Here is a 12,138-nt window from a genome sequence, read left to right on the forward strand (position 1 = left end):
AACCTTGGTTGGCACAATCCATCAGATACCGGGATTCATGGTAGAGCGCCAACCAAGGTTGGCATCTACCAGAGCGTACCGACCATGGTCGGCACCCACCAAGGGCGAGTTACCCCACCTTTCGCCGCAGCGGGGTGACGTTGCTCTTCTTCTTCGTCGCCTTCACCGCCGGTGCTTCGGCATGCGCGGCGAAGAAGTCGCGCACCTTCGGGTACACCACTTCGCGCCAGCGACGGCCGCTGAAAATGCCGTAGTGGCCGGCACCTTCGACGATGAAATGCTCACGGCGGTCCGCAGTGATGCCGGTGCACAGCGCCTGCGCGGCTTCGGTCTGGCCGAGACCGGCGATATCGTCCAGCTCGCCTTCGATGCTCAGCAGCGCGGTATCACGGATCGCTGACGGATCGACCTTCTCGCCGTTGACCACCCACTCGCCACGCGGCAGCAGGAAGTCCTGGAACACCACGCGGATGGTGTCCAGGTAGTACTTGGCCGGCATGTCCAGCACTGCGTTGTACTCGTCGTAGAAACGACGGTGCGCGTCGGCATCTTCCAGGTCGCCCTTGACCAGGTCGGTGTAGAAATCCCAGTGCGAACTGAAGTGGCGGCTTGGGTTCATCGACAGGAAGCCGGCGTGCTGCAGGAAGCCCGGGTACACGCGACGGCCCACGCCGGGGTAGCTGGCCGGCACCGTGTGGATGACGTTGTTCTCGAACCACGACAGCGGGTTCTGCGTGGCCAGGTTGTTCACTGCGGTGGGGCTGCAGCGCGCATCGATCGGACCGCCCATCATCACCAGCGAGCGGGGCGTGGGCTCGCCACGGCTGGCCATCAGCGAAACCGCGGCCAGCACCGGTACGGTCGGCTGGCACACGCTGACCACGTGCAGGCGTTCGACGCCGAGGTGGCGGATGAATTCCTGGATGTAGGCGATGTAGTCGTCCAGGCCGAACTCGCCTTCGCTGGACGGCACCATGCGCGCGTCGACCCAGTCGGTGACGTACACGCGGTGGTCGCGCAGCAGCGTGCGCACGGTGTCGCGCAGCAGGGTGGCGTGGTGGCCGGACAACGGCGCAACGACCAGCACGAATGGCTGGTTGAGCATGGTATGCAGCTGGTCGGCTTCATTGCTGTGGCGCTTGAAGCGCAGCAGCTTGCAGAACGGCTTGCTCACTTCTTCGTGCACGACGATCGGCACGCGTTCGCCATCGACATCGATTTCGTTGATGCCCCATTCGGGCTTCTCGTAATCCTTGCCGATGCGATGGAAGAGTTCATTGACCGCCGCCAGGCGATCAGCGCCCGGCATCTGCGACCACCAGTGACCCTGGTTGGCGAAGAACCTGGCGTTGGCCTGGGCCTGGTGCACCCAGGGGGCGAGCAGGTTGCGGGTCAGTTCGTGCAGTTGATAGAGCATGACGACCGAATATGTATGGTCATATGTTGCCGCGCAGCATATCCCATCCCGGTGTCCCGCAGGTTAAGTTGACTGAAAATAATGAATCCGGATTCACATCCGTTCCAGCGCGGCCGCATCGCCTGCCAGAGCGGGGCCGAGCCAGCAGTGCGACCCAACCGGCAGCAGGCCGTGCCGGGCCAGCGTGCGGCGGTACCAGCGCGCCGGACGGGCCTGGAAGCCCTCGTGGTCGCCTTCGAACGCGTCCTCGGCGGCGAAGGTCTCCAGGAAGGCCACGCCGCCGGTCAGCTCGGCCACGCCGGCCAGGCCGGTGCGCAGCTCGCGGTCGGGCACATAGTGCATCACGTCCGAACACACCAGCAGGTCGACCGGGGCGCAGGGCCGCAGCCAGGCGAAGTCGCCGAAGGCGGCCAGGTTCAGGTTGCGGGTGCGGCCGTAGCGGCGCACAGCGTACTCGCTGCTGTCGAAGCCCAGGTATTCGACCTTCGGACGGAGCTTCAACAGCGGTGCGCGCCAGGCGCCTTCGCCGCAGCCGATGTCCAGCACGCTGCGGATCGGTCGTTCCAGGTAGTACTCGGCGCTGGCCACGGCCAGGGCGACCTTGCGCGCCAGGCGGGCGCTGCCACCGATGTCGGCACGGCGGTACCAGCGTTGGAAGTAGGCGGCGTCGTAGGTCTTGTCCATGGGGCGGTGCGCGATCGGGGAAAACGGCGCCTATCGTACGGTGTTGCGGCGCGCCATGCGTCGATGTGTCGCGGCGGCGGTGCGTGGGGCGCGGTGTTCACCGCGTGCGAGAATGGCCGCCCATCTACGCCAGCCGCTGGAGCGAGCGCATGCAGAGCTACTACTGGGTGAAAACCTTCCACATCGTGTTCGTGGTGGCGTGGATGGCCACGGTGTTCTACCTGCCGCGCATCCTGGTGAACCTGGCCGAGACCGCAGGCCAGCAGGCCGTGACCGAGCGCCTGCAGCTGATAGGCCTACGCCTGTACCGCTTCGGCCACTCGATGTTCGGCCTGGCATTCCTGCTCGGCCTGGTGCTGTGGCTGGGTTACAAGGTCATCCCGGATTTCCCGACCATGGTCGCGCCCGGTGGTGCCGGTTGGCTGCATGCCAAGCTGGGGCTGGTGGTGCTGCTGCTGGTGTACTTCAGCTGGATCGGCCGCCTGTTGAAGGGCGTGGCCAAGGGCAGGGCGCTGCCGTCGTCGCGCGCGCTGCGCTGGATCAACGAGATCCCGCTGCTGGCCTTCATTCCGATCGTGTGGCTGGTGCTGGCCAAGCCGTTCTGAGATCCAGGGCGTTCGAACAAAAAAGCCGGGCATCTGCCCGGCTCTTTTCTATCCGACGCCAGGTAGCGATCAGGCTGCCTCGTACGTGCCGTAGCTGCGCAGGCGGGTATAGCGCTGCTCCAGCAGCTGCTCGGTGGACAGCTTGTCCAGCGCGTCCAGTTCGTTCAGCAGCACGGCCTTCAGGCGCTTGGCCATCTGCGTCGGGTTGCGGTGGGCGCCGCCGGTGGGCTCGCGCACGACCTTGTCGACCAGGCCCAGGCTCTTCAGGCGCGGGGCGGTCAGGCCCAGCTGCTCGGCGGCATCCTTGGCCTTGCCGGCGTCCTTCCACAGGATCGAAGCGCAGCCTTCCGGGGTGATGGTCGAGTACACCGAGTACTCCAGCATCACGGTGCGGTCGCCCACGCCCAGCGCCAGCGCGCCGCCGGAGCCGCCTTCACCGATCACGGTGCAGATGATCGGCACCTTCAGTTCGGCCATCTCGATCAGGTTGCGCGCGATCGCTTCGGACTGGCCGCGCGATTCGGCGTCGATGCCCGGCCAGGCGCCGGCGGTGTCGATCAGGGTCAGCACCGGCAGGCCGAAGCGCTCGGCCATCTTCATCAGGCGCAGGGCCTTGCGGTAGCCCTCCGGCTTGGGCATGCCGAAGTTGCGCTTGATCTTTTCCTTGGTGTCGCGGCCCTTCTGGTGGCCGATCACCATCACCGCGCGGCCATTGATGCGGGCCAGGCCGCCCATGATGGCCTTGTCGTCGGCGAAGGCGCGGTCGCCGGCCAGTTCCTGGAACTCATCGCAGATGATGCGGATGTAGTCGGCGGTGTACGGGCGCGACGGGTGGCGGGCCAGCTGCAGCACCTGCCACGAGGTCAGGTTGCGGAAGATCTGCGCGGTGCGCATGCGCAGCTTGTCCTGCAGCGCGTGCACTTCCGCCTCGACATTGACCGCCGGCCCGGCACTGGCGTTGCGCAGTTCCTGGATCTTGGCTTCCAGGTCGGCGATGGGTTGCTCGAAGTCGAGGTAGTTCGGATTCATCGGAAGCCGTCGTGTAAAGAAGAGGGGAATTCTAGCCGAATGCGTGCAAACCACCCGTACGCCTTCGTCTGGAAGGCGACGGTAGCGCAGCCGGGCAAGGGGCGCCAGTCAGCCCAGGGCGTGGGCCGGCCTCAGCTCGCCCATGGCGGGCTGTAACGCACTTTCAGCGTTCGAACGGCCGGGTCGGCGCGCAGCGCCTCCATCAGCTTGGAATCGATGCGTACGGCGCTCTGCCCGGACACATCGAGCATGCCGGCGACGCCGCCCTGCGGCCCCTTCAGCAGCAGGTCCAGGCGCAGGGGGGTGCGGCCGGGGCGATGGCGGTCGAGCAGGGCGTCGATGCGCTCCCAGACCGGGCGCTGCTGGCGCAGGTCCAGGCGCAGCGACAGCCGCGTAGCGTAGTTGGCGCAGACCTCGTCGAAGTCCCAGCACTGGCGGATGCGCAGTGCGTAGCCGCCATTGAATTCGTCCTCGCGCAGGCCGCCCTTGACCACCAGGATGCGGTCCTTGGTCATCAGGTGGCCGAACTCGGCCATCGCGTCGGAGAACGCGCTGCACTCGACGCGGCCGCGCCCATCTTCCAGCTGGATGAAGATCTGGCTTTCGCCCTTGCGGCGCACGCCGACCACCTGGCCGGCCAGCACGGTCTGCACTTCGGGCCGCCAGCGCTTTTCGCCGCCGCCGCCGCCGCTGTTGGCGCTCCAGATCTTCTCCACCGCGCCCAGATCGTTGCCGACCAGGTCGCGCACATCGTCGCGCCACGGATCGAATGGATGGCCGCTGAGGTAGAAGCCAAGCGTGTCGCGCTCGCCGTTCAGGCGCTGCAGCAACGGCCATTCCTCTGCTTCGGGGAGGTCCAGCTGGATCGAGACGGTACTCGGGTCGGGCCCGCCGAACAGCGAGTTCTGGCCCGAGGCACGCTCGCGTGCCATCTGATCGGTGGCCTTGATCACTTCCGGCAGCTGCAGCATCAGCGAGGCACGGTTGCGACCGAGCTCGTCCAGCGCGCCACAGTTGATCATTGCTTCCAGCGTGCGCCGGTTGAGCTTGGCCGAGCCGACGCGAGTGCAGAAGTCGAGCAGGTCCGTGTACTCGCCGCCTTTCAGGCGCTCGTCCACCACCGCTTCGCAGGCGCCCTGGCCAACGCCCTTGATCGCGCCCAGACCGTACTGGATGGTGTCCGGCGTCACTGCTTCGAACATGAAGGCCGACTGGTTCACCTTCGGCGGCAGCACTGTCAGGCCGAGATTGCGTACTTCGTCGAGGAAGCCGACCACCTTGTCGGTGTTGTCCAGATCGGACGACAGCGTGGCCGCCATGAATTCGGCGGGATAGTGGCGCTTCAGCCATGCGGTCTGGTAGCTGACCAGCGCGTAGGCGGCGGCGTGCGACTTGTTGAAGCCGTAGCCGGCGAACTTCTCCATCAGGTCGAAGATCGCATCGGCCTTGGCTTCGTCCACGCCGTCCTTGGCCGCGCCTTCGCGGAAGATCTCGCGGTGCTTGGCCATTTCGGCCGGCACCTTCTTGCCCATCGCACGGCGCAGCAGGTCGGCGCCGCCCAGCGAGTAGCCGCCGACGATCTGCGCCATCTGCATCACCTGCTCCTGGTACACCATGATGCCGTAGGTGTCCTTCAGGATGGCTTCGGTGCGCGGATCGGGATAGATGATTTCTTCCTGGCCGTGCTTACGCGCGTTGAACGAAGGAATCAGGTCCATTGGGCCGGGGCGGTACAGCGACACCAGCGCAATCAGGTCTTCGAAACGGTCGGGGCGCGCGTCCTTCAGCAGGCGGCGCATGCCCGAGGATTCGAACTGGAACACCGCGCCGGTATTGCCGTTGGCGAAGATGTCCTTATAGGTGGGGGTGTCGTCGAGCGGGATCGCGGCGATGTCCACCGGCGGAATGCCGGCGCGCTCGTGGCGCTTGTTGATCGCCTTCACCGCCCAGTCGATGATGGTCAGCGTGCGCAGGCCGAGGAAGTCGAACTTCACCAGGCCGACTTCTTCCACGTCGTTCTTGTCGAACTGGGTGACCGGGTTCTTGCCGAGGCCGTTCTCGTCGTGTTCGGCGTACAGCGGGCAGAACTCGCTCAGCGGCTCGGGCCCGATCACCACGCCACCGGCATGCTTGCCGGCGTTGCGGGTCAGGTCTTCCAGCTGCAGCGCCAGATCGATCAGGTCGCGGACATCGTCCTCGGTCTCGTAGCGCTGGATCAGTTCGGCCGACGCCATTTCCGAGCTGGGGCCTTCCTTGCCCTTGCCCAGTGCATCCTTCAGGTGGATGCCGAGGATGTTCGGAATCAGCTTGGAGACGCCGTCGACCAGGCCGTACGGGAAGCCCAGCACGCGGCCGGAGTCGCGCACCACCGCCTTGGCGGCCATGGTGCCGTAAGTGATGATCTGGCTGACGCGCTCGCGCCCGTACTTGCGCGCGACGTAGTCGATCACCTCGTCGCGGCGGTCCATGCAGAAGTCGATGTCGAAGTCGGGCATCGACACGCGTTCCGGATTCAGGAACCGCTCGAACAGCAGGTTGTACGGCAGCGGGTCCAGATCGGTGATCTTCAGCGCCCACGCCACCAGCGAACCGGCACCCGAACCACGGCCGGGACCGATCGGGATGCCCTGGTTCTTGCCCCACTGGATGAAGTCGGCCACGATCAGGAAGTAGCCCGGGAAGCCCATCTTGATGATGGTGTTGAGCTCGAACTCCAGGCGCTCGAAGTACTCTTCGCGGGTCTTGCCCGGCGCCAGCGGATTCTTCTCCAGGCGCTCTTCCAGGCCATCGCGCGACATCTTCTGGATCCAGGTGTCCAGCGTCTCGTCGTCCGGCACCGGATAGTTGGGCAGGAAGTAGGTGCCCAGCCGCATCTCGATGTTGCAGCGCTCGGCCAGCGCCAGCGTATTGTCGATCGCATCAGGGATGTCGGCGAACAGCGCGCACATTTCCTCGGCCGACTTCAGGTACTGCTGGTCGCTGTACTCACGGGGGCGCTTGGGGTCATCCAGCACGCGGCCGGTGGAAATGCACACGCGCGCTTCGTGCGCGCTGAAGTCCGACGGCGACAGGAAGCGCACATCGTTGCTGGCCACCACCGGCAGGCCACGCTGGCCGGCCGCCATCAGCGCGAACTGGTTGAAGGTTTCCTCGCCCTCGCGGCCGGTACGGGTCAGTTCCAGGTGCAGGCCATCGCCGAACACGCGCTGCCAGTCGGCCAGTTGCTGCTCGGCCAGCTCATGCTTGCCGTCCAGTGCCAACCGCCCGGCCAGGCTCTGCCGCCCGGCCAATGCGAACAGGTTGGCGTTGCCGGACTTCAGCCAGTCCGGGTGGATGGCCACGCCGCCTTCAGGGCGATGGCCTTCCATCCAGGCGCGCGTCAGCAGCCGCGACAGGCTCAGGTAGCCCTCGCGATCGCGGCACAGCAGGGTCATCCGCCACGGGTCCTGGCCTTCCTCGGCGATCAGCACGTCGGCACCGGCGATCGGCTTGATGCCCACGCCTTCGGCGGCTTTGTAGAACTTGACCAGCGCGAACAGGTTGTTGAGGTCGGTCACCGCCAGCGCAGGCAGGCCGAGTTCCACCGAGCGCGACAGCAGGTTGGCCTGCTTGGCTTTCTTCGGGTCCGCCTGGTCCGGCTTGGCCGGCACACGGATGGTGGAGTCCGCCAGCGAGAACTCGGTGTGGACGTGGAGATGTACGAAGCGGGAGTTGGACATGCCGGACCAGGTTGGAGCGCGCGGGCCCCGGGTGCTGACGGGGGAATCGTCGCCGGGGTCGGGAAGCGCTGGAGTGCCCGGTCAGGGTAGCGAGGGCAGGGGGTGGCGACAAGGACTTGACGGTGGGCGATATCGCATTCGCGCTATCGCCCCCCACGGTTCGCAAGCGAACCGCGGGCCCCGTCTTACCACGCTCCCAGACCCCCGCGCCGTTGGCGCGTCCCCCTGACTCAGGGGGACTCTGCTCCAGACGGGTTGCGTGCGATGTTCAGGCAATCGCGGCGCTGGCCGGCGGCGCGGATTCCAGGCAGTCACGCACCGGCGCGAAACTGCGCCGGTGCTCGGCGCAGGGGCCATGCGCACGCAGCGCGGCCAGGTGCGCCGGGGTGCCGTAGCCCTTGTGCTGGTCGAAGCCATATTCAGGATGGCGCGCATGCAGATCCTGCATGTAGCGGTCGCGCGAGACCTTGGCCAGGATCGATGCGGCCATGATCGCGCGGTCGATGCCATCGCCGCCGATCAGCGCCTGCGCCGGCAGTACCAGGCCCTTGGGCACCACGTTGCCGTCGATGCGCGCGAAGCCGGCCACGTGGGCGACCGCGGCGACGACATCGCGCATGCCCTGCAGGGTGGCCTGGTAGATGTTCAGGCGGTCGATGGTATCCACGTCCACCAGCACCACGTGCCAGGCAAGGGCGCGCTCGATGATGCGGTCATGCAGCTGCTCGCGGCGCACCGCGGTGAGCTGCTTTGAATCGTCCAGGCCGTTGATGCGTGGCCGTGCCGGGTCGAACACCACCGCCGCCACCGCCACCGGCCCGGCGAGCGGACCACGGCCGGCCTCATCGACGCCGGCAACCAGGCGTTCCGGCTCGACCACCGCCGCACCGTCGAACAGGGCGAGGCTGGCCGCTGCGGCGTGTCGGCGGCTCATGCCTGGGCCTGGTCGCGCATCAGCAGTTCGCCGACCGCGTCCGCTGCACGTGCCGAGGCATTGCGGCGCAGGCGTTCGTGCAGGCGGGCGTAGGTGTCCTGCAGGTCGGTTACCCGTTGCGGGTGGTCGAACCACTGCTGGATGGCCGCGGCCAGCTTGTCCGGCGTGCAGTCGTGCTGCATCAGTTCCGGTGCCAGGTCCTGCCCGGCCAGGATGTTGGGCAGGGCGAAGCGGTCGACCTTGATCAGGCCGAATGCCTTGACCAGACGGTAGGTCAGTTCGTTGACACGGTAGCCGACCACCATCGGCCGCTTCACCAGCATCGCTTCCAGGGTCGCGGTACCGGACGCCAGCACCACCACGTCGGCGGCGATCATGGCGTTGCGGGCCTGGCCGTCGAGCACATGCGAGTACGCGACCGGCAGCGCCGAGCGCGACAGCTGCTCTTCGATCAGCCGCTTGCATGCAGGGTTGGCGGCAGGCACCACCACGTGCAGGCCGGGGATGCGCTCGGAGACCTGCCAGGCGGCTTCGAAGAACGGCTCGCCCAGGCGCGAGATTTCGCCCAGGCGGCTGCCCGGCAGCACCGCCAGCACCTTGGCCGAGGTCGGCAGGCCAAGCGCGGCGCGTGCTTCCTCGCGGTTGCCCTGCAGCGGAATGTCGTCAGCCATCGGATGGCCGACGAAGCGCGCGTCGATGCCGTGCTTGGCATAGATGGGCGGTTCCATCGGGAACAGGCACAGCACCAGGTCGGCGCTGCTGCCGATCTTCTCGGCACGCTTCTCACGCCAGGCCCAGACGGAGGGGCTGACGTAATGCACGGTGCGCACGCCACGCTGCTTCAGCCAGCGCTCGATGCCCAGGTTGAAGTCGGGGGCGTCGATGCCGATGAACACGTCCGGCTGCCAGTCCAGCGCACGCTGGCGGAACGCCGAGCGCAGCTTCAGCAGGCGCGGCAGATGGCGCAGTACTTCGGTCAGGCCCATCACCGCCAGCTCGCTGGCATCGTGCCAGGTCTGGCAGCCGGCGCTGCGCATGGCGTCGCCACCGATGCCGGCGAATTCGGCATTTGGGAAGCGCGCTTTCAGTTCGCGAACCAGGCCCGCACCGAGCAGATCGCCGGAGGCCTCACCGGCCACCAGTGCGATCCGCAACGGGCGCTCGCTGAGCACCCGCTGCGCGGGGACGCTGCCGGTCATCGAGGCCAGCGGAATCACAGCGGCGCCGGCCGGCGCCTGGCCGGTCGTGCTGCTCATCGCAGCAAGGGCCTCTCGGCGTGCTCGATGAAGTCCAGCATGGCCTTCACGTCATCGCTGTCACGCGCCTGTTCGGTCAGCTGCACCTTGGCTTCGGCCAGCGGCAGGCCCGCCACGTACAGGGTGCGGTAGGCACGCTTGATGGCGGAAATGCGCTCGGCATCGAAGCCGCGGCGCTTCAGGCCTTCGCTGTTGATGCCGCGCGGGCGGCCCAGCGAATCGGTGCCGACCATGGTGAACGGCGGAACGTCGCCATTGGTCAGCGCCCCCATGCCGAGGAAGGCATGTGCGCCGATCCGGCAGAACTGATGGGCACCGGCGAAGCCGCTGATGATCACGTAGTCGCCCACGGTCACGTGGCCGGCCAGGGTGGTGTTGTTGGAGAACACGCAGAAGTTGCCGACATGGCAGTCATGCGCCACGTGCGTGTAGGCCAGCATCCAGTTGTCGTCGCCGATGGTGGTGATGCCGCCGCCGCCGCCGGTGCCACGGTTCAGCGTGACGAACTCGCGGAACACGTTGCGGTCGCCGATCACCAGTTCGGTACGTTCGCCGGCAAACTTCTTGTCCTGCGGCTCGCCACCGACCGCCGCGTGGCCGATGAAGCGGTTGTCACGGCCGATCTTCGTCGGGCCGTGGATGCTGCAGTGGGGGCCGATCACCGTGCCGGCACCGATTTCCACATCGGCGTCGATCAGGGTGAACGCGCCCACCTGGACGTCATCGGCCAGGCGCGCGGCCGGGTCGATGACGGCGGTCGGGTGGATCCGCGGTGCGTTGTCAGTCATTCCTGCCTCCAGTGGATCAGCCCTTGGCGCCGGCACACATGACTTCGGCCGAGGCAACGACTTCACCGTTGACCTTGGCTTCGCCGTAGTACCAGCCCATGTTGCGGATCAGGCGCTTCATCTGCACATCCAGCATCAGCACATCGCCGGGAACGACCTGCTTGTTGAAGCGAGCGTTTTCCACCTTGACCATGTAGAACAGCTTGGACTGCGAGTCACGGCCGAGCGTGAGCTGGGTCATCACGCCACCGGCCTGCGCCAGCGCTTCGATGATCAGCACGCCGGGCATGATCGGGCGGCCCGGGAAGTGACCCTGGAAGAACGGCTCGTTGATGCTGACGTTCTTCTGCGCAAGGATGCGCTTGGCCTCGATGTCGAGCTCAAGCACCCGGTCTACCAGCAGGAACGGGTAGCGGTGCGGGAGCAGTTCCTGGATCTGGCAGACGTCGATCGGAAGCTGCAGCGTGTCGTTCATTCTTTCTCCTTGCCAGCAGCCAGGACGCGGCGAGCCAATGCGTCCAGCTGCTTGAAGCGCGCGGCGTTCTTGCGCCACGTGCGGTTGTCGGTCAACGGGGTGCCGGACGAGTACTCGCCCGGCTCATGGATGGAATTGCGGACCACCGACTTGCCGGTGATCACGACCTTGTCGCAGATCTCGAGGTGGCCGACCACGCCGACGTGGCCGCCGAGCAGGCAGTAGCGGCCGATCTTGGCACTGCCGGCGATGCCCGTGCAGCCGGCGACGGCCGAGTGCGCGCCGATCTGCACGTTGTGCGCGATCTGCACCAGGTTGTCCAGGCGCACGTCTTCGTGCAGCACGGTATCTTCCAGCGCGCCACGGTCAACGCAGGTGTTGGCGCCGATTTCGCAATCGTCGCCGATGCGCACGCCGCCGAGCTGCGGCACCTTGATCCACTTGCCGGCGTCCATGGCCAGGCCGAAGCCATCGGCGCCGAGTACGGCGCCGGGATGCACGCGAACGCGCTTGCCGAGCTTGACCCGGGTGACCAGGGTGACCCGCGCGATCAGCTCGCAGCCGTTGTCCAGGCTGCAGTCTTCGCCGATCACGCTGCCGGTGCCGATGATGCAGTTCTCACCAACCACGCTGCGCGCCCCGATGGAGACGAAGGGACCGATATGGGCGCTGGCGGCGACCTGGGCGCTGGGATCGATGACGGCGCTGGGATGGATGCCCGGCGGGCGCGTCGGTGCGATGTCGAACAGCGCGGCGATCTTGGCGAAGGTGGTGTACGGGTCCTTGGCCACGAGCGCGGCGCCGGGGGCGGCCTCGGCGTCGTCGGCACGCAGGACCACCAGCGAGGCCTGGCTGTCGGCCAGCTGGGCGCGGTAGCGTGGATTGGCGAGGAAGGTCAGCTGGCCAGGACCGGCATGGGCGAGGGTGGCCACGCCATGGATGGCGGTGGCGGGGTCGCCATGGACCTGCAGGCCGAACTGCTCGGCGAGTTGCTGGGCGGTGTAGGTGGGAGTATTCACGGCGGGAGTTTAACGTGTGACGGCATTGCGGTCATGCGGGGGCGGTTTCATGGCGTCTGCCTGCTACCGGGCGGAGGCGACGGGTGGCTCTGGTCAGGACACGCAAGATCCCCTCCATGGTGCTCGGTGGCGCCATCCATGGCGCCAACGGTCCTGCCCAGGGCCACCCGCCGCCTCTGGACAGTTTCATGCGGGCGGCCAGTCCTCGAAAC

General features: G+C 66.8%; 10 protein-coding genes. 1 reads left to right on the top strand and 9 read right to left on the bottom strand.

Features of this window, described 5'->3' with window-relative positions; genetic code table 11:
• Nucleotides 1–109 precede the first annotated feature (109 nt).
• Both D7Y61_RS16400 and D7Y61_RS16405 read right to left on the bottom strand, forming a co-directional pair.
• Complete coding sequence (locus tag D7Y61_RS16400; protein WP_180867797.1) at nt 110–1,417, bottom strand: polyhydroxyalkanoate depolymerase; 1,308 nt, start codon at nt 1,415–1,417, stop codon at nt 110–112.
• 93 nt (nt 1,418–1,510) lie between these two features.
• Nucleotides 1,511–2,101, bottom strand: a complete 591-nt coding sequence (locus tag D7Y61_RS16405) for a class I SAM-dependent DNA methyltransferase (protein ID WP_180867799.1) — start codon at nt 2,099–2,101, stop codon at nt 1,511–1,513.
• Between the two features lie 149 nt (nt 2,102–2,250).
• Between D7Y61_RS16405 and D7Y61_RS16410 the strand changes: the two genes are divergently transcribed.
• Nucleotides 2,251–2,706 (top strand): CopD family protein, encoded by a 456-nt coding sequence (locus tag D7Y61_RS16410; RefSeq protein WP_180867801.1) that lies wholly within the window; start codon nt 2,251–2,253, stop codon nt 2,704–2,706.
• Nucleotides 2,707–2,775: 69 nt separating this feature from the next.
• On the opposite strand, the gene D7Y61_RS16415 is transcribed toward D7Y61_RS16410, so the two are convergent.
• The 7 genes from D7Y61_RS16415 to lpxD form a co-directional block, all read right to left on the bottom strand.
• Nucleotides 2,776–3,735 (bottom strand): acetyl-CoA carboxylase carboxyltransferase subunit alpha, encoded by a 960-nt coding sequence (locus D7Y61_RS16415; protein WP_180867803.1) that lies wholly within the window; start codon nt 3,733–3,735, stop codon nt 2,776–2,778.
• Between the two features lie 131 nt (nt 3,736–3,866).
• Complete coding sequence (gene dnaE / locus D7Y61_RS16420) at nt 3,867–7,454, bottom strand: DNA polymerase III subunit alpha (RefSeq protein WP_180867804.1); 3,588 nt, start codon at nt 7,452–7,454, stop codon at nt 3,867–3,869.
• Between the two features lie 268 nt (nt 7,455–7,722).
• A complete protein-coding gene (locus tag D7Y61_RS16425; RefSeq protein ID WP_180867806.1) occupies nt 7,723–8,388 on the bottom strand; it encodes a ribonuclease HII in 666 nt (221 codons plus the stop codon).
• Nucleotides 8,385–9,644, bottom strand: a complete 1,260-nt coding sequence (lpxB, locus tag D7Y61_RS16430) for a lipid-A-disaccharide synthase (RefSeq protein ID WP_049455669.1) — start codon at nt 9,642–9,644, stop codon at nt 8,385–8,387. The genes D7Y61_RS16425 and lpxB overlap by 4 nt, the downstream gene beginning before the upstream one ends.
• Entirely contained in the window at nt 9,641–10,432 is a 792-nt protein-coding gene (gene lpxA, locus D7Y61_RS16435; RefSeq protein WP_180867808.1) for an acyl-ACP--UDP-N-acetylglucosamine O-acyltransferase, read from the bottom strand. The genes lpxB and lpxA overlap by 4 nt, the downstream gene beginning before the upstream one ends.
• Nucleotides 10,433–10,448: 16 nt before the next feature.
• Complete coding sequence (fabZ, locus tag D7Y61_RS16440) at nt 10,449–10,907, bottom strand: 3-hydroxyacyl-ACP dehydratase FabZ (RefSeq protein WP_008265823.1); 459 nt, start codon at nt 10,905–10,907, stop codon at nt 10,449–10,451.
• Nucleotides 10,904–11,926 carry a UDP-3-O-(3-hydroxymyristoyl)glucosamine N-acyltransferase gene (gene lpxD, locus D7Y61_RS16445; protein WP_180867810.1) on the bottom strand — a complete coding sequence of 341 codons (1,023 nt, stop codon included), beginning with the start codon at nt 11,924–11,926 and terminating at the stop codon, nt 10,904–10,906. The genes fabZ and lpxD overlap by 4 nt, the downstream gene beginning before the upstream one ends.
• Nucleotides 11,927–12,138 lie beyond the last annotated feature (212 nt).

It is taken from the genome of Stenotrophomonas maltophilia (genome assembly GCF_013464485.1).
In the GTDB taxonomy this organism is placed as follows: domain Bacteria; phylum Pseudomonadota; class Gammaproteobacteria; order Xanthomonadales; family Xanthomonadaceae; genus Stenotrophomonas; species Stenotrophomonas maltophilia_AW.